Here is a 17,869-nt window from a genome sequence, read left to right on the forward strand (position 1 = left end):
TAATAACTTCAACTTAACCCACATGTTCAAAAACACCGTTTTTATCCTCACTGTTGCCCTCATTATTTTTACAGGCTGTCGCAGCAAAATGTTAGCGCAAGTCCCAAAAACAGCTTCTAATGCAGAAGTAGAGGCAAAGTTTCTCGATTCGATTGAAAGAGTGGCTCAGGCAATAAAATTTGAACCACCTGGAGAACTGATAGCAACCATAGAATTTAGAATCAGGGCGACAGGGGAAGACTTGAAAAACTTCAAAGAAGGTTTTATTCCCTGGGTTAGCCTGGAACATCCAGAGAAGCAATTGCCCAACTTAATAAATCCAGAGCAAGTGGCTTTGCCTTACCAGCATGTATTCTTAATCATTGGTTATCCTTTGAACCATCCTGATACTTCTCAGCTCACTGGGGCTGTTGCTGGTTTTACAAATAAAATGTTGATACAAAAGATAAGCGAACGTTATCGTCAGATTTATCAAGAGGAAGAAGCAGGAGCAAAAGTCAAGACCATCCCAATTGAAAAAAGAACGGGTTTAATCAACAGGAATCAAACTGATGGGAAATACGAGGTATGGGGACATGACTTGGGCGATTTGGATTTAAGCAGCGTAGAGGTGTATAGAACTGCTGAAGGTAAAATCGTATTAATGTTAGGGGTGGAGTCTTAACAGCCTTCATGCTGTCAGGACTATTTGAATATTTTTAAGTTATGGTAGTTTCCAAATGGCATATTTATCTGGCGGTTCTACTTCTGTTGACCTCACCGTTTGTGATATACCGATTCATATGGTTACATCGGTCATTGCCGACAAAGGCAGTAGTGTTGTACGTAGAGGGGACAAGGTTGGTTCGTCCTCAACAAACTTTTCCAGTCTTTAGATACACTGTCGATGGACGCACCATATTGTCCTCTGGTAACTATAATTCACCCTTTGTTGCTGGTGATTCTATTTTTATAAGATACAATCCCTAAAAACAACTGAATTTAAAATAGATAACACCTGGGATTGTTGGAAGGATCTCATTTTTTATTTCAGTCTCCCGTTAATTTTCATTACGATGATATTTGCTGCAAGAGATATATTTCCAGGCAATATCAAATTAGGTCCAAAACAGAAAGGAGTTGTTAGCTAAGAGGCATTCAGATGACATTAACGATGGCATGAATGGTGAATAAAGCTGCTGCTTCCCGTAATTTAAGGCATAATAAAGACGTTATTAGAGATGTGAGTGTAATGTTGGCCTTAAAAGGAAATTTCCGTTGTAGGTATATTCATTTGCTACGAGAAACACTAAGGGTGTTTGCTGGAGTAGATTAACCTAATTTTTTTGAATTTTTAAACTGCATACATTAGCAGAAATAACCCTGAAACAAAATATGCACTTTTTCAAAATTGCTATTATTTCCTTTGTCTACCACGTAACTTTTATTAATGCATCAAGTGCACAGAAAGCAACCTCTCCAGCAACTAACCTTAAAAGGCAGGCTGAACAGATGGTGAACTTTTTCAGTACTGGTGACCTCGATAAGTTCAGCAAATTCACCTATCCAAAAGTTATTCAAATGATTGGTGGAGAAACAAAAATGATTTCAGTTTTAAAAAAAGAAATGGACAGTTGGGAGAGCCAGGGAATAAGGATAGATTCAGTAAGTGTGGGAGATGTATCCAAAATTGTAAAAGCTGGGAACGAATTACATTCTTTGATTACACAGCGTCTGGTAATGAAGGTTCCAGGCGGCAGGATGGTGAAAAATTCATTTTTACTTGCCATATCACCAAATAATGGTGCTAATTGGTATTTTCTCGATACAGCTCCATTAACCCCTGATATTTTGAAAAAGCTTTTTCCAAACTTTAATAAAGAAATTGTCATTCCAACTAAGGAAGAGCCAGTGATGATACCTAACGAATAACCTCTTTTCATTTCAGCTATAACAAATCTATTAACCTGGATAGAAGTGTATGAACAGTGTTAGAAGAAATGTATTTTCAATGCTGCGGAAAGTATTTTTAACTAATAAGTTTCTCACAGCCACCTCTTATGTTCGTCATTTTTCAATTCAAGTAAACCTGAGTACCTAAATTATAACGGGGATTTAAAATAAAAAAAGATGAAAGCTTTGTAATATGGGGGCCGTTTCCTATGATTGTTACATATGGATAACGCTATGAAAAAAGAACCAAAAGCACTTGAAGGAGTTAAGCGCATTTACATGGATTTCACGTATTACAGAGCTGAAAGCTTACAGGATGAAATTTTAGTAAGTGAAATGACAGAGTTTTTTAAACTACAAAGTTTTGAACACCGTTTTTTTGAAGACAATTCATTTACTACAGAAGAAAATTTGATTCTTTTCGAAAGAGATATACATGCTACTATATTCTTTTCATTAAAACCATTTAGAGAGGCTTGTAAAAGCAACGAAGCATTAAATAGCTCTTTTTTCACTTTTTTCATGTCCACTGTAAAAACTTTCAAAAGTTTATATGAAGTTGATTTCTTTAAAATTTCTAAGGAAAGTTTAAACCTTTTTTCTCGTCAAAGACACTTGCGTTTAAGACATTCAGGTAAATTTTGTCAACTTTTACTGAGGAAGAATTTGACTAACAAGTAATATCTTCCCACCCTCTTATGTTAGTCAAATTTCTTCTAAGTCACTTGGTGATCCCACTTAATTTTCCTATTATTATTAAAAAGCTTCCAACCGTTTTATCTGGAAGTGCTTTAGTTTTCTGTTGAACTTAACCAACAGATAATGCAGGTGTGTTTTCACCCTTCACCTTCCACTTGCGTTACTACACTCTCTTCATTTGAAGAATATAATAAAAAGGAGTCAAAAGGGAAATGCATAAGAAATGCATTATAAGAGAATGTACCTGTTCGATGACAATTCAGAGCTGGACAGGTTGATAGAAGAAAACTGTGAAGGAAACCTTAGGATTAAAAAGGTTAAGTTCAAGTTTATAATAAGCAAAGGACTTACGGTTAAAGCTCACCACAAAAAACAGTATGAGCAGAGTGGATTTGGACTACGTATTCAAGCTGGTCCTGGCGCATTAGCAAATGATCCAAACGCAAATATTGGTACTCTTCAATATCTTTTTGGCGGTTCGACCAAGCAAATCACCGAAATTATTAATCAGCTAAAAAGCTGGGGCATTATTTATGTCTTTAAGGAAGCTGTCAGAGGAGAATCTTCACGAAAGTATAAGTTTACCCCACACTACGAAGGCCAGGACATGACCATGAGATGGTTCTCACGGAAGGATGCAAAGTTCATTGAAAAGTGGCATAACCTCTGGCAGGAGAGACTAAAAGACCCTCTTTACCAAAGGACCCAGGACATTTTGGACGACAACATAAAGCTTAGCGACGAAGGATTGGAATTTTTGAAAAACAAATACCAGGGACATAAGGGAGTCTCAGACTTGGTGGAAGCGTACAGGCTCGGCTGCGTAAGGGACAACTGGATACATTTGAATGAGATTCTAAAAGGTATTCTCATAAAAGATGAGGACATTGTTCTCTTTCAGTTTCTATTGATGAACGCTCAAGTTTATCCAAGAAAGAAGACCAAAAGGTTGTTTCATACCTTCTGCAACCTAAAAAGATGTTATCGAAAATTTATACTACTGGATGGAAGGCCGTTATTAGAAACTGATATTTCCAATAGCCAGCCAACTTTCTCAGTGGCTTTAATCAACAGTTATTTAAAGGAGAAAAAACCACAGCTTTATGGCAAGCACGACATGAGGGTTTATGAGAAGCATTGCAGAGAAGGGAACTTTTATGAGGTAATTGCTGGAAAGGCTGGTGTTGATATTACAGATGGTGAACAGCGTGATCAGTTTAAAGAAGATTTTTATAAGCAGATATTCTTTGCTGTTAACTCAGGCCGTTCAACTCCCATAATGGAAGCCTTTACACAGCTGTTTCCGACTGCTGCAAGAGCCATTTCTGGATTAAAGAAAGGGAACTATAAAAGGTTTGCACTGGAGTTACAAGGGTTGGAAGCTGAGCTAATGGTTTACACAGTATATAAGCAGCTTTTGGATGAGGGGCACGTTGTTTTACCGTTGCATGATGCCATCTACAGCAACAACGAGGAGACTAAGCAAAGGGCAGAGGAATTAATCAAGCTCCAGTTCCAGGTTAAGCACGGAATGCAGGTAGCTGTTAAAAACAAAAAAAATGATGGCATGGGAACAAGCGTGTGTAAAGCTACCGTTGGAACAGGAGAGGCTGCTAACGAAGTATTTCAACAACAACCTTTAACTGTGATAGAATCTCGGCAAGAAGTTTCATCGGTTGCAGTTAATGAAACGCCAATCAACTTGGAAGCAATGGTTGATGGACAATCTCTGACTCCAGATCAATTGGCAAAAGTGGTAGCTTTTATACGAAAGGAAGTCATAAACGGAAAAACGGATATAAAGAACGCTGCCTAAAAGCGTTTAATGTAATATTATTAAAGCCTGGAGTTCAATCCAGGCTTTATCATTTCAGGATAGTAGCAGTGCGACTTCTTGCATTAGCAAATGGCTTCTTTTACGCAACCAGTTTCTCCTGGCACATTTGAACCACTCTTCTCTCTTCCACCTTTCTCAATCTGGCTTGTCTCTGCTTTTCTTTTGTCTCTGCTTTATGTGCTAATCCGTCCGTTCCCACACCACCTCTGGTCATGTTAGTTAACTCAGCTCCTGCATCCCTGAACCCTTTGATATATGCTCTTTCAGCGTCACAGGCATCTGACTTGGTTTGAATACCATCTTCGATGACGACCATGATTAGTTTATGTCCATTTGTCAGTATCTCATTGACCCATTTATCCTTATTGCTTTTTCTCTTTCCAGCGTCCACAACATGCCTGATATATCTTAGGTTTAGCTTCATACTGGTGTACCCTACATATCGTATGTTTGTTGGTGCGTCACTTGACACCAGGACATAAATTAAATAAGGGTTTTCATAGGGGAAAGAATGGTTTTCTGCTTCTTTCTGCATCAGGCTGCGCTTATACCAGCCTTTTTGGTTTCTGCCAGGATAGCGAGGGTTTTTGGTTTGAGTTGTATTCGTCATAACTATTTTAGATAAATAGTCATGGTCGGGAGCAGAAGTTCTAAAATTCGAAAAGCGACTGTAATCCTTACTTAACAACAGCAACAGCTTCTTCCAGAAAAAAAATTATTTATTTTTTTGTAAATCCTTTGTAATACTATAGTGGAATCCTATTATTATCACAGTTACAACGAAGAGATACAGGATTTGAAGAGGTGGCCACCATTAATCTAAGTGAATCGGGAATTGTGCAAAAAATTAATATACTATGAAAAGGAAAACCAGTGGAACGGACACTTCAAAACCGATAAGTTTTAGGCAGCTTAGAAGAAAGCTGGAACAACAAGAAAACTATGAATTAAACGGAATAATCTTCTCTTTACAAAGGAGTAAAGGTGGCAAAGATGCAATTAGATTTAAAGCCGTTGGGACCAGTGATCTTGGTGTATTTGCTTGTGATCAGTGGCTAATAAAAGGAGTTTTACGAAAGGAGAACATAAAAGGTAAAGAGCATAACGTGCATCATTACACAGCTGAAGATCTTTTTGAGATGTCAGAAGGCCGTCAGGTATTTCACTCAGGATTAGCTTTCACTGAGAACTACATAATTGATGATGAATCGGAAAAAGTAACGCTGGAGTCCCCAATGTCCCTACTTGAAATATTAAGCTATGGAATCGATGACTTTGACGATGCTTTAGTTGACGATGAATTTATTCGGAAAAGCCAGTTGGATGAGATAAAGAAAGTTAACTACTGTAACAAGCACGGGTTGAAGTTTTCTTTTCAAGCTGTCCCATTAGCCTCAATCCGAGTAGCTGCGAGCGATTTAAATATGGGTAGCGTTATTAGTATTGGAATGTACCTCAAATTAGTCAAACGTGGAATTGACACGATGGGAGAAGGAATTTTTATTGACTTGTTATCAAAAGGAGAAGCCATTTATATCAACGACGTTTTTTTTATTCCTGCCATAAGTGACCTACACAACGATGAGGAAAACATATTAGATAAAGAGTTAGTCATACAAGTTGGAGATGAACACGGCTTGATAGTAGAAAAAAAGTTAGGTATTGATATAGTTTCTACAACCGATCTATTAAAAGCTGCTTTAAACATGAAGAATTTCGCTGAGACTCCTATTCTAAATTAAAATTACAAGGGTAGGATAATTTAAAATGGCTGTGATAGCAGATACAATCACAGCCACCCTACCAATTCTAAATTCACAAATAAAAGAAGATCCAACAGGCATAGCCATGTTTGGAACAAAAACAATCCTATGAAAGATTTACAACAAACAACAACAGAAGGAACAGTCGTGGCAGATGATACTACGCAAGAGGAAATAAAGGCAACTGCAACAGTCCCAGAAGAAAAGCGTCACCAGGACAACGAGGACCAACAGTATATTGATTACCTGATTGGCGAATCGGAAAGGGAAGAGCAGGTAATCGAAGATTATTATCAGACCTTTAGTGAGGAAGCTTTGGCCCAGGAAAATGGCTTAATTGATTACGGCTATTATGATGAGCCGATTGAACAAGATCAGGTTTATTCCACCTATTGGTGCAGCCTAAATGGTACACATGAAGTTTTGGACCAACGGAATGAAGCACAGAAAAGGACCATCGGAATTGCGATAAACGTTGAGACGATGAATGGTTTTCTTTTTAAAAACAGTAAAACGTATCAAAATGAAATCGAAGTTGAGACTTATTTGAATGGCAGAAAGCTGGTGACCCGTATCTCACTGAACAAGTACAATGAATTATGCAGGGTAGGGCTTAACACAATAGACATTTGGTCGTTTTTTCAGTTATTCTATGACCAAGGTTCAATCGCAGTTGATAACCTACATTTTAGTCAATGCCCTAATACTTCCAGTCTTAACTATCTGAGCGAAGATGAAGAGAAAGTGGTATATGTGGAGAATATCGAGATTTGGAATGACAGCATTTACGACTGCATAACCGTTCCCTGCACGACTTACTTCAATCACCCCACACAGTTTCTGGAGTTTACTGAGCATCAGTTCTTTGAGGAATACAACAAGAACATTCCTTTTGCTTCGCTGATATTTGGAGAATCAATGGCAGCCTAAAGAGTGTTAAATGAAGAAGAAAGCTTTGTATTGTTATTAGGCTTTCTTCTTCATTTTTTACCTCTTTAAAATTTCAAAGACTACCCAATTATCTTGTTACCTGGTGCATTTACATTTTTCGCCCAGATGATAGAATTGACAGGTTGGTGAACGTTCTAAACAAAAAACATTCTACATTTAGGTACAATTTATTAAAACTTAGGTACAATTTTAAAACCGAGGAAGTTTTGCTTCAAGATGTTCTAAAACTAAAAAAGCCCTGAAAGCTAATGCTATCAAGGCTTTTAAGAAAAGTGCCCAAGACTGGATTCGAACCAGCACATCCTTGCGAACGCTGCGACCTGAACACAGTGCGTCTACCAATTTCGCCACTTGGGCATTAAGGAAAGAGCTTGTCTGGTATCTTGTACTTATACTACGTTAGATATCCGGTTCCAAAAATAGTCTTATTTGCTATTCGAAGAATATTCAGGATATGAATCCGCCCTAGTTTAAAGAAAAATAAGAGACTTTTCCTAAAACGCTAAAATAGTAAGTAGTAAATCTCGCTTGCTCTTAACCTCGTTACTCTTGTTCGAAAGCTTCTTGCTGTTTTTTGTTTTTCTTGAACCAGAAATACATTGGAACCCCTGTTAGCATTAGCACTACCCCGATTGCTGCTTCGCGGGGGCGAGCGAAAATGGTATTGATAAAAAGGGCTGCACAGAACAAAATAACTATCGCCGGAACAGCAGGGTAACCCCAAACTTTATATGGCCGGGGAGTGTCAGGCATTTTTTTACGAAGTATAAAAACGCCTAAGGTAGTTGCACCATAATAAATAAAAACCGCGAAAATGATCATGTCTGTCAACTGGTCAAACGTTCCTGAAAGTATTAGCAGGCATGCCCAGACACATTGATATAGGAGGGAATTAGCAGGGGCTTTTGCGTTGTTCAATCTAGCCACACTGGGAAAGAAAAGTTCTTCTCTCGCCATCGCAAAGTAAGTCCTGCTACTGGAGAGAATAGTTGCATTGGTGCAGCCCAAGGTCGTAACAAGAATAAGAACTGAAATGAATAAAGCGCCGTTTTGTCCCCAAAAGGTCCTTACTGCTTCGATTGCTGCAATCTGGTTTCCGCCTTTATAAATTTGCTCAAGGGCTGGAATTGAAAGCAGCGAAAGATAGGTCGCGTTGACAAGCATGTATAAGCCGATGATGATAAAGACTCCTATTGTAATTCCTTTTGGAATGTTTCGTTTTGCATCTTTGATTTCACCCCCTACGTACCCTACCGACGCCCAACCCTGGTAACCCCAGAAGGCGGCTAACATGGCAGTAAAAACTGCGCTAAAAGTTACCGGTGCATTATTAGCGGTTTTCATGTCAAAGGCCTGGCTAATATTAGAATGGCCTGTAGAAAGGCCTGCACCTATAATTAAAAATATTCCTCCGAAGACTAATATCAATATTGCGCTGCTAACCCATGTGCCGGTTTTTATTCCCCTCGCATTGACAAGCGTCAGCAAAATGATTAAAATTATGGCGGTGAGTTTTACATTAAAATCTGCAAAAGGGTAGAAGATTCCTCCAATATTAAAATCGGGCATGGAAAGTAAAGGCGGGAATGGGAAAATACTATTGAAAGATTGGGCAAATACATACGCTAATGACGAAATGCCTGCCGTTTGAATAACAGCAAAGAGTGACCAACCAAAAATAAAAGCAAAAAACTTGTTGTAAATTTTTTTGTAGTAAGCGTACTCGCCACCTGTGTCTGCAAGTAGTCCGGCTACTTCTGCGTTGCTTAGTGCTCCAAACAGTGTAATAATTCCACCTAACATCCAGCAAATTAATACCCAACCCGAGGAGTGGAGTTCTGCTGCCATTGGCGCCACTTTTTTGTAAACACCCGAGCCAATGATGTTTCCTATAACAACCACAATCACCATTCTTATTCCCAGAGATCTATTAAGCTGATTTGCGCCCATAAAGCCAGTTTAGTTATTATCCGAAATCTTAAAAGTTGTTAAAAATAAATCGAAAGAGTAAAAATCAGTTAAAAGAATATTCTCACCAAATCATCTAAACAGTTGGGAATAATAGAATTACTAAAGTTAAAAGAAGTGCGTCGCAACAAAAGTAAAATCAGGGATACTATGCCCGGCTCCACAAATGCTTTTAAGAGTTTCTTCACTATTAATCCGAAAAGATTGGTAGGATTATTGCCATTGTGAGGGTATGTACTACTACGGCAGAGATAAAAAACGAAGAGCGAAAAAAAGATTAAAGCAGGGCCTGGTTGCCCTTGCATTAGTAGGTATTATTGCTGTTTCTTACTTTTTATTTAGCGGCACTAATACTGACGATTTAGCTGCAGTTGATCCTGTAGAAAATAGTTTACAGGCTCGTCGAATACTAGCAGGTAACAGACAACCGAATCCCGGTAAGGCAGATAACCACCCAGACCCGAAAAAGGTTGAAACCGGTAAAGAGGATTATCAAACAGCTATTATTCCTAAAGAGGAAAAAGGCAGCGATTTTGCTACAAAGGACGACGGTAAAAAAGTTGATAGTGGTGAAGTAAGTTCTGAAGGAAAACATTTGGGATCTTTTTACGAGGTTAAGTCCGTTGCACACTTTTACAGTAAGCCCGTTGAAAAGGCGCGTAGAAAAGAAGTAATTAACTACTGGAACCACTCCTATGCTTCTATTAAGCCAAAGGATGAAAAGAATGGCTTTATCTATGTGGAATTTAAGTATCCTTTAGGACAGACAACGAAAGGGTGGTTACGAAAAAAAGATCTTAAGCAGGTAAATACTGTTTACGGAAATAATAAAGATTAGTAGAATAATACGTACTACCTGGCTGATGCCGCATCTTAAAAGGGTGTGGCATTTTTTTATTAATTAATTTTCCGGAAAATTAAAGAATACTGCCAACCGAGCTATCGCCTCTGTAACAAGGGGAGGAAAGTCCGGACAGCAAAGAGCAACTTACCGGTGAATAGCCGGCTGCTTCAGAAATGAGGTAAGAGACAGTGCCACAGAAAATAACTATCCGTTTGAATTCGGAAAAAGGTGAAAATGTGAGGTAAGAGCTTACAACGTTGTTAAGTAATTAACGATGTGGGTAAACCTTAAGTGCTGAAATGCCATGTATAGGATTGGTTTGAGAGCTGCTCGTTCGATCTTCGCAAGAAGAACCATCCAGGGTAGGCAGAAGCAGGTGTTTAGTAATAAGCATCGCAGATAAATGATAGCGTTGAAACAAAATCCGGCTTATGAGTTGGCAGTAATCTTAATTTTTTAGTTTGTTCGTTTTTAGCAGAAAAATTTAAATAACAAAAAACCCTGTTGCGCCGCAACAGGGTTTTTTGTTATTGGGTGAATAGTTTCTGGACTAGTTACCGTTGAAATTTGCGGTAAGAGGAGCATTGCTTTTGTCTCCTGCCTTAGCTACTTTAATTTCAATTGTCTTTTCTTTGATTGTTTGTGTGCGTTCTGCCGGACGTCTTGTTCCATAAATACTTGCAAGTGTTGGAGCAATTACCAACGAAACAATAGACATTAGTTTAATTAAAATGTTCATAGAAGGACCGGATGTGTCTTTGAAAGGATCTCCGACAGTATCACCAGTTACCGAGGCTTTGTGCGGGTCGGACTTCTTGTAATACATTACGCCATTAATTTCCACGCCTTTTTCAAAGCTTTTTTTAGCGTTATCCCACGCGCCACCAGCGTTGTTTTGAAACATACCCATTAACACTCCACTTACCGTCGCGCCTGCTAAAAATCCGCCTAAGGCTTCAGGGCCGAAAATAAAACCGATAATCAAAGGAGAAATAATAGCAATAGCACCAGGAAGCATCATTTTCTTGATCGAAGCTTCAGTCGAAATCGCAACGCATTTATCATATTCAGGTTTTCCTGTTCCTTCCATAATGCCCGGAATTGTTTTAAACTGCCGGCGCACTTCTTCAACCATCGCCATCGCCGCTTCACCTACCGCACGGATTGCAAGGGATGAGAAAATGTAAGGGATCATTCCACCCACAAATAAGCAGGCTAATACATCGGCCTTATAAATATCAATACCTCGGATGCCTGCAATACCCACAAAAGCTGCAAATAAAGCCAGCGCTGTTAAGGCAGCAGAAGCAATTGCAAACCCTTTACCTGATGCTGCAGTAGTATTTCCCACGGCGTCAAGAATATCTGTTTTTTCACGAACCTCTTTTGGCAATTCGCTCATTTCGGCAATACCGCCTGCGTTATCCGCTATCGGGCCGAAGGCATCAATGGCCAATTGCATCGCAGTTGTAGCCATCATACCCGCAGCGGCAATTGCTACACCATATAAACCAGCAAAGTGGTAGCTACCGTAAATTCCGGCGGCTAAAACCAAAATTGGTAAAAAAGTACTTTCCATACCGACAGCAAGTCCACCGATAACGTTAGTAGCATGTCCCGTAGCTGACTGACGAATGATGCTCATCACCGGGCGTTTTCCCATGGCGGTATAGTATTCCGTTATAATACTCATTAAAGTACCCACCAACAATCCAACAGCAATTGCACCCATAACACCATTTTTAGTAAAATGGCTAATGCTCTGCAATTCCTCACCTGTTGGCCTGATGTCTCTGCTAAGGTATAAGTCTCCATCAGGTAGTATTCCATTCACAAGAAAATAAGATGCAATAGCAGTCAGCACAATTGAACCCCAGTTACCCATGTTCAACGCCCTTTGTACAACAGAAGTATTTAGTCCCGCTGTATCACTGATACGAACAAAGGCGGTAGCAACGATTGAAAATAAAATTCCCACACCTGCAATCAGCATTGGTAGCAGGATAGGAGAGAAGCCCGAATAGCCATCAGAAAGGGCTGCTCCGGTACTTGTGGTTACCTCATGTCCTAAAACAATTGTTGCTAAAACTGTAGCGACATAAGAGCCAAAAAGGTCAGCGCCCATACCCGCAACATCTCCAACGTTATCTCCCACATTGTCGGCAATCGTTGCAGGATTCCGTGGGTCATCCTCGGGGATACCAGCTTCAACCTTTCCCACAAGGTCAGCGCCAACGTCTGCAGCTTTGGTATAAATACCACCACCAACACGGGCAAACAAAGCGATACTTTCGGCTCCTAAAGAAAAGCCTGTTAAAACCTCGATAGCCTTAGTTACGTCTGCAGAAGTGGACAAAGCTCCGGGAGCAAAATATTTGATAAGGATAATAAACAATCCACCTAGACCAAGAACAGCAAGACCCGCAACACCCATTCCCATCACCGCACCGCCTGTGAAAGAAACATTCAGGGCTTTTGATAAAGAGGTACGAGCTGCGTGTGCAGTCCGTGTATTTGCCAGCGTGGCAACGCGCATACCTACATAACCAGCTAAAGCGCTAAAAAAGGCACCGATAATAAAAGCTATAGCAATTGTCCAATCAGACTCAGCACTTCTACTGCCCATAAAGCCTAGGAGAATAGCGACAATAACCCCGAAGTAAGCCATGATCTTATATTCAGCTCTCAAAAAAGCCATGGCTCCTTCCTGGATATAACGGGCTATCTCTTTCATCCGGTCATTTCCTGGATCTTGTTTAGATACCCAATTGAACTTGACCAAGGTGTAGAGTAGTCCGATAATGCCCATTGCCGGAACCGCATAAATCAATTTGTCCATATCTGTTTTAGTCTTTTATTTTTTAAAAAGTGGTCAAAAATAGTATAAAAGTCCATATTAACACTTTATTAAATAATCCTTCTTTTCCCGATATAATTCGTAATGAAGCGTGAGATATGACGCTATTAATTGGCTATTGAAAGAAAGGCTTTACCAAGATATTCGGTGATATCTCCTGCAACCAATGCTTCCTGTGAAGTTGTCTTTACTGCAATATCTGCTGATAGCCCATGAAGGAACATTCCTAATAGACAGCTTTCTTTTGCTGAGTATCCTTGTGCGAGAAGGCCGGTTAAAATACCGGTTAAAACGTCGCCGCTACCGCCAGTGGCCATACCGGAGTTGCCGGTTGAATTAAAATACACTTCGCCGTCGGGACAAGCGACAAAACTATAATGACCCTTTACTATAATATAAACAAACAACTTCTGGGCTTGTAATCTGGCAGTTTGAATTCTTTCAAGGTGATTTTCAGTTTTACCAAATATTCGTTCAAACTCTTTGGGGTGCGGACTTAAAATACTTCCAGGTGGCAGCTCTGATAATAGTTCGTCGTTAGCTGCAATAATATTTAAACCGTCCGCATCGATTACTATTGGCCTGTTGTAGTTTACCAGTACTCTTTGTAACAACCTTGCACTTTCTTCGCTTGTACCCGTACCCGGACCTATACCAACGGTTGTATATTTTGATAAGTCTACTGTCTCGATTGTTTCCTGGGCTATAGCCATTGCTTCAGGAACTGCTGTCTGAATTATCGCAAACTGTTCTTCTGGAACCATTGCAGATACAAGTCCTGCACCCGAACGAAGGCAGCCTCTCGTACATAAAACTGCAGCACCCATTTTGCCTTTTTCACCGGCAACAATGAGCGCATGACCATAAGTTCCTTTGTGAGAGAATTGTTTTCGCGGCTTGTATATTTCTTTAATCATTTTCCAGTCCGTCAATTCGAACATAGAATTTCCGGCAATCGAAAAATCGGGATGCAATCCAATATTTAACACATGAACCTCTCCAAAAAAAGGCTCATTCTCGGGAAACAAAAAACAGAATTTAAGTTGCTGAAAGGTGAGTGTTTCATGCGCTTTGATTACAGCGTTAGTAGGAGAGGGCTTGTCGGCAAACATGCCACTTGGCAGGTCAATAGCGATGATTGTTGCTGCCGACTTATTGAGATGTTGTACTAGTTGCAGAGACAATCCGTCCAATGGCCTGTTAAGTCCTGACCCGAAAAGTGCATCTATAATTAGATCTGCTTTATCTATTACGGGAAAAAAATCCTGGTGTTGAATGAAATGAATAGTAACGGGGAAGGAGTGAAGTCGGCTAAGATTGGTCTGAAAATCATTAGTGCCTAAAGAGCCAAATTCAAGGATATAAACGTCTGATAAAATGTCTTTCTCCACAAGCTGTCGGGCAATTGCCAAGCCGTCGCCACCGTTATTTCCTTTGCCACAGAAAATTCTGATTTTGCGAAAACCCCCTTTTTTTTGTTCAAACCACTGGGTGCACTGGCGAGCTGCTCGTTCCATCAGGTCTATCGAACTTATTGGCTCATTCAATATTGTAAACTCATCCCATTTACGTATTTGTTCTGCAGATAAAATCTTCATAAACGCTTGCACTGTTAGTGGGTGAAGGTCAGGATTCTTTGCAGCACGAGACAAAAAAAGAAAGAAATTCCGGAGATTAATTTTCAATAAGTATGAGCGAAGTTGGTGGTCCCATTTAATTCTCTGCTAAAGTTGGTACAATGGAGAAATGAATGCTTCACCAAAGTAACTGAGGCCCTACCAATAAGTGTAGGAATTGACGGGAGAGTAATTGGTGCGAGTTAACAAAGAGTACAAGTGAGTGACACAACAATGCTGCTATAAAAACTACAGCCGGTCCAACTCGACAATTATTCCTCGGTCTTCTCGACTTCGGTCTTCTTACTATTATTAAAAATAGTACCAATTTTCATTCCGGCGTAAATGCCTTTATTAAACTTATTGCCTAGAATTATGATTGTGGCAGTATCTGCAACGAGACGTGTGAAGCAGGTATTATTGCCATGCCACCAGCCGTTGTGATAGACAATTTTAGTCGCGTTAGGCATGATCATCAGGCGCCAGCCGAGGCCGTAATTATGCATGGATGGCCTTTCATTACTGTTCGGTTGTGTCGCTTCTTCGTACGTTGCCTGCGAAACAATCCTGTTACTATAAATAGCCTTGTCCCACAGCAACATGTCGCGTGCAGTGCTGTAAACATTTTTATCTCCATACACGCAGTCCATTGGCTCCAGGTTAAATGGCCTGTTGTTGTATTGATAACTCGGATGATAGTTAGCTGAGTCTTTTATTGAAAATACAAAGGTGTTCTTCATCCCCAGGGGAGAAAAAATGGTGTTGCTTAAGTATTCGGGAAAAGTTTGACCGGCCACTTTTTCAACTATCAGCGCCAGTAATGCATAATTGGTATTGCAGTAGTGGAAGCCGCGGTTAGGATAGCTGTAAAGGGCTGGTTTTTTATCTATCATAAACTGCAGCATGTCGTTATTGGTGGCAAGCTTGTGCTTCCACTCGGGGTCGGCAGGCATGAAGTAAACATAATTAGGCAAGCCGCTTCTGTGGCTTAATAACATTCTAACCGTAATACCGGAGTAAGGAAACTGAGGGAAGAACACTTGTAATGAGTCGTCGAGGTTTAATTTCTTTTCTTCGTACAACTTCATAATTGCCATTCCTGTAAACGTCTTGGATGTTGAGGCAAGATGAAATGGTGTAGTTGGAGTAATCGAATCTTTTGTATGGAGGTTGGAGTAGCCATGGTAATCTTCAAACAGCACTTGGCCGTTCTTTGCTACAAGGATGCTGCCGTTGAAGCCATGTTTACCCAGCATCGAGTCATACATTCTCTGGACTGCTGCTGCGTATTGTGCTTTTTCTTCTGGAGATAATTGTCGGTATTCAAAGCCGCCTGCATCGGCGACGGATGTATGCTTATCGCTGGGTGTAGAGTGTTTGCACGAAACCACTAGCGCTATGATAAATATATATAGTAGAATTTTCAAGGAAGTACGTTTTTGAACACAACAAAAATAGGGTAACAGGTAAACGTTTTTTCACTGACAAAATTTTACTTAATAACATTTTTTTAATACAATAGTTATTAACCAATGTGAATACCGGAAGAAAGCAAATACTATACCTTTTAACCCGGAAGCCGCACACATTCGACCCAAAATTTTCCTATCTTATTCATTTTGTCGCACCATTCTTCCAGGTTGTTCGGCTTGCTTATAAAGCAGCTGGCGCCAAGGTCGTAGGCCTTCTCAATGTCTTTTTGAGCGTTTGATGTGGAGAAAATTACGACAGGTATTTTGCGGAGGGTTTCGCTACTTTTTATTTCTTCTAAAGCTTCGAAGCCACCTTTACGTGGCATATTTAAATCGAGCAATATAAGGTGAGGAAGATTTTTAGTATCTGCTTTAAGATGTTCCATTAAAATTTGGCCGTCGTATACCTCTTTTATCTGGACCCCCATTTTGTTTTCGATAAAACAATCTTTGGTTATCTGCACATCATCGGTATCGTCGTCGGCAATTAATATCTTAAATGGAGAGGCTGAATTATTTGTCATTATGGGATGAAGTTAGAAAATATTGGAGCAGTTGCAGCAATTGCGGGGTCAAAAATCCCATTTAAACGGTAGAATAAAAAAATGATTTAATTTGGCGCTTTTTAAAATGGTAAAGCATTTACCGCTTTTATTATAAAATTTATTAAAAAACCAAAACAGGTTTAATGAATAACCAAATAACGAGCTATCCGAAAGAAAAAATTCAAATTCTGCTGTTAGAGAATATTAGTCCAAATGCATCGAAAGTTTTTAAAAATAATGGATATAGCAATATAGAAACAATTGCAGGAGCAATGTCTGAGGATGATTTAATAAAGGCTGTCAAAGATGTGCATCTGTTAGGAATTAGAAGCAAAACAAAGGTGACCGAGAGAGTGCTTGCTTCTGCTAAAAAATTACAGGCGATTGGCTGTTTTTGTATTGGTGTAAACCAGGTGGATCTGCAGGCCGCAACAAAGTTTGGCGTTACAGTTTTCAACGCCCCTTATAGCAATACCAGGAGTGTGGCTGAATTGGTGATAGGCGCAGCGATCATGTTGATCCGGCGTATCCCTGATAAAAATATGGCGGCTCACAAGGGAGTCTGGATGAAAGATGCTAAGGGCAGCTACGAGCTTCGCGGAAAAACTTTAGGTATCATCGGTTATGGAAATATTGGAAGTCAGCTCAGTATTTTGGCAGAAGCTTTAGGCATGAAGGTGCTTTTTTACGACGTGGAAACAAAAATGCCACTTGGCAATGCGGCTGCTGTAAAAACTTTACCCGAACTGGTAGCTACGGCCGATGTCATCTCTCTACACGTGCCCGAAAATGCGGGAACCAAAAACCTCATAAACAAAGAGATATTGGCTGAATTTAAAAAAGGTTCGATTTTGATCAATTATGCCAGGGGGAAGGTGGTGGATATAGAAGCTTTAAGCGCAAGCCTTGCTGAAGGAAGGCTAGGTGGAGCTGCAATAGATGTCTTCCCCGTGGAGCCTGAAAAAAATGGCGACCAATTTATTACGCCTTTGCAAAACCTTCCGAATGTCTTGCTTACACCGCACATTGGCGGAAGTACAGAGGAAGCACAACAGAACATTGGGGAAGACGTAAGCAATAAGCTTTTTCAATTTTTGGAAAAAGGCATCACAAACGGCTCTCACACTGTACCGTCGCTGGCTCTTCCTCCGCAGGAAAATACACACCGTATTTTGCACGTTCATAAAAACGTTCCGGGGGTCTTGAGTGCCATAAACACTCAGCTTTCCACGAATGACATAAACATCATCGCGCAATATCTAAAGACGAACGATGAGATCGGCTATGTGGTGCTTGACGTCGACAAAAAACTTTCTGCGCAGGCGGTCGAATTACTGAAAGATGTAAGGGAAACGATTAAGGTTAGGTTACTTTATTAAGCTTCA

Annotated in this window: 14 protein-coding genes, 1 tRNA gene and 1 other RNA gene; 9 read left to right on the forward strand and 7 right to left on the reverse strand. The window is 40.0% G+C overall.

What is annotated here, in order from left to right; all coding sequences use genetic code 11:
• Positions 1 to 22 precede the first annotated feature (22 nt).
• From SAE01_RS18215 to SAE01_RS18230, 4 genes are all read left to right on the forward strand, one after another.
• Positions 23 to 664 (forward strand): hypothetical protein, encoded by a 642-nt coding sequence (locus SAE01_RS18215; RefSeq protein WP_147205231.1) that lies wholly within the window; start codon positions 23 to 25, stop codon positions 662 to 664.
• A gap of 710 nt (positions 665 to 1,374) precedes the next feature.
• On the forward strand, positions 1,375 to 1,911 hold the full coding sequence (locus SAE01_RS18220; protein ID WP_147205232.1) for a hypothetical protein: 537 nt from the start codon (positions 1,375 to 1,377) through the stop codon (positions 1,909 to 1,911).
• A 255-nt stretch (positions 1,912 to 2,166) separates the two neighbouring features.
• A complete protein-coding gene (locus tag SAE01_RS18225) occupies positions 2,167 to 2,613 on the forward strand; it encodes a hypothetical protein (protein ID WP_147205233.1) in 447 nt (148 codons plus the stop codon).
• A gap of 241 nt (positions 2,614 to 2,854) precedes the next feature.
• Positions 2,855 to 4,447 carry a hypothetical protein gene (locus SAE01_RS18230; RefSeq protein WP_147205234.1) on the forward strand — a complete coding sequence of 531 codons (1,593 nt, stop codon included), beginning with the start codon at positions 2,855 to 2,857 and terminating at the stop codon, positions 4,445 to 4,447.
• 100 nt (positions 4,448 to 4,547) lie between these two features.
• On the opposite strand, the gene SAE01_RS18235 is transcribed toward SAE01_RS18230, so the two are convergent.
• On the reverse strand, positions 4,548 to 5,078 hold the full coding sequence (locus SAE01_RS18235) for a GIY-YIG nuclease family protein (protein WP_147205235.1): 531 nt from the start codon (positions 5,076 to 5,078) through the stop codon (positions 4,548 to 4,550).
• Between the two features lie 247 nt (positions 5,079 to 5,325).
• On the opposite strand from SAE01_RS18235, the gene SAE01_RS18240 reads away from it, so the two are divergent.
• Positions 5,326 to 6,210: a hypothetical protein gene (locus tag SAE01_RS18240; RefSeq protein ID WP_147205236.1), complete on the forward strand. Its 885-nt coding sequence runs from the start codon at positions 5,326 to 5,328 to the stop codon at positions 6,208 to 6,210.
• A gap of 129 nt (positions 6,211 to 6,339) precedes the next feature.
• On the forward strand, positions 6,340 to 7,161 hold the full coding sequence (locus SAE01_RS18245) for a hypothetical protein (protein ID WP_147205237.1): 822 nt from the start codon (positions 6,340 to 6,342) through the stop codon (positions 7,159 to 7,161).
• A 294-nt stretch (positions 7,162 to 7,455) separates the two neighbouring features.
• On the opposite strand, the gene SAE01_RS18250 is transcribed toward SAE01_RS18245, so the two are convergent.
• Together SAE01_RS18250 and SAE01_RS18255 are read right to left on the reverse strand one after the other, a co-directional pair.
• Positions 7,456 to 7,539: transfer RNA gene (locus tag SAE01_RS18250), tRNA-Leu, on the reverse strand.
• Between the two features lie 186 nt (positions 7,540 to 7,725).
• Positions 7,726 to 9,132, reverse strand: a complete 1,407-nt coding sequence (locus SAE01_RS18255; protein ID WP_147205238.1) for an APC family permease — start codon at positions 9,130 to 9,132, stop codon at positions 7,726 to 7,728.
• Between the two features lie 250 nt (positions 9,133 to 9,382).
• On the opposite strand from SAE01_RS18255, the gene SAE01_RS18260 reads away from it, so the two are divergent.
• Positions 9,383 to 9,988, forward strand: coding sequence for a hypothetical protein (locus tag SAE01_RS18260; protein WP_147205239.1), 606 nt, complete (start codon positions 9,383 to 9,385; stop codon positions 9,986 to 9,988).
• 88 nt (positions 9,989 to 10,076) lie between these two features.
• An RNA gene (rnpB, locus tag SAE01_RS18265) (RNase P RNA component class A) lies at positions 10,077 to 10,442 on the forward strand.
• Positions 10,443 to 10,544: 102 nt separating this feature from the next.
• Here rnpB and SAE01_RS18270 read toward each other — a convergent pair.
• From SAE01_RS18270 to SAE01_RS18285, 4 genes are all read right to left on the reverse strand, one after another.
• Entirely contained in the window at positions 10,545 to 12,833 is a 2,289-nt protein-coding gene (locus SAE01_RS18270; protein ID WP_246113275.1) for a sodium-translocating pyrophosphatase, read from the reverse strand.
• 125 nt (positions 12,834 to 12,958) lie between these two features.
• Positions 12,959 to 14,449, reverse strand: coding sequence for an NAD(P)H-hydrate dehydratase (locus SAE01_RS18275; protein ID WP_147205240.1), 1,491 nt, complete (start codon positions 14,447 to 14,449; stop codon positions 12,959 to 12,961).
• A 290-nt stretch (positions 14,450 to 14,739) separates the two neighbouring features.
• Positions 14,740 to 15,894, reverse strand: coding sequence for a serine hydrolase domain-containing protein (locus SAE01_RS18280; protein WP_147205241.1), 1,155 nt, complete (start codon positions 15,892 to 15,894; stop codon positions 14,740 to 14,742).
• Positions 15,895 to 16,034: 140 nt separating this feature from the next.
• Positions 16,035 to 16,463, reverse strand: a complete 429-nt coding sequence (locus tag SAE01_RS18285; protein ID WP_147205242.1) for a response regulator — start codon at positions 16,461 to 16,463, stop codon at positions 16,035 to 16,037.
• A gap of 164 nt (positions 16,464 to 16,627) precedes the next feature.
• Here SAE01_RS18285 and serA point away from each other — a divergent pair, with 164 nt between their 5' ends.
• Entirely contained in the window at positions 16,628 to 17,863 is a 1,236-nt protein-coding gene (serA, locus tag SAE01_RS18290) for a phosphoglycerate dehydrogenase (protein WP_147205243.1), read from the forward strand.
• Positions 17,864 to 17,869 lie beyond the last annotated feature (6 nt).

Source organism: Segetibacter aerophilus, from assembly GCF_007991655.1.
Classification (GTDB): Bacteria; Bacteroidota; Bacteroidia; order Chitinophagales; family Chitinophagaceae; genus Segetibacter; species Segetibacter aerophilus.

What these genes read in the sequence shown, in the direction of transcription:
- serA (WP_147205243.1), top strand. Translation starts at nt 16,628, where the DNA reads ATGAATAACCAAATAACGAGCTATCCGAAAGAAAAAATTCAAATTCTG.
- SAE01_RS18220 (WP_147205232.1), top strand. Translation starts at nt 1,375, where the DNA reads ATGCACTTTTTCAAAATTGCTATTATTTCCTTTGTCTACCACGTAACT.
- SAE01_RS18235 (WP_147205235.1), bottom strand. Translation starts at nt 5,078, where the DNA reads ATGACGAATACAACTCAAACCAAAAACCCTCGCTATCCTGGCAGAAAC.
- SAE01_RS18255 (WP_147205238.1), bottom strand. Translation starts at nt 9,132, where the DNA reads ATGGGCGCAAATCAGCTTAATAGATCTCTGGGAATAAGAATGGTGATT.
- SAE01_RS18215 (WP_147205231.1), top strand. Translation starts at nt 23, where the DNA reads ATGTTCAAAAACACCGTTTTTATCCTCACTGTTGCCCTCATTATTTTT.
- SAE01_RS18260 (WP_147205239.1), top strand. Translation starts at nt 9,383, where the DNA reads ATGTACTACTACGGCAGAGATAAAAAACGAAGAGCGAAAAAAAGATTA.
- SAE01_RS18225 (WP_147205233.1), top strand. Translation starts at nt 2,167, where the DNA reads ATGAAAAAAGAACCAAAAGCACTTGAAGGAGTTAAGCGCATTTACATG.
- SAE01_RS18240 (WP_147205236.1), top strand. Translation starts at nt 5,326, where the DNA reads ATGAAAAGGAAAACCAGTGGAACGGACACTTCAAAACCGATAAGTTTT.
- SAE01_RS18245 (WP_147205237.1), top strand. Translation starts at nt 6,340, where the DNA reads ATGAAAGATTTACAACAAACAACAACAGAAGGAACAGTCGTGGCAGAT.
- SAE01_RS18230 (WP_147205234.1), top strand. Translation starts at nt 2,855, where the DNA reads ATGCATTATAAGAGAATGTACCTGTTCGATGACAATTCAGAGCTGGAC.
- SAE01_RS18285 (WP_147205242.1), bottom strand. Translation starts at nt 16,463, where the DNA reads ATGACAAATAATTCAGCCTCTCCATTTAAGATATTAATTGCCGACGAC.
- SAE01_RS18275 (WP_147205240.1), bottom strand. Translation starts at nt 14,449, where the DNA reads ATGAAGATTTTATCTGCAGAACAAATACGTAAATGGGATGAGTTTACA.
- SAE01_RS18270 (WP_246113275.1), bottom strand. Translation starts at nt 12,833, where the DNA reads ATGGACAAATTGATTTATGCGGTTCCGGCAATGGGCATTATCGGACTA.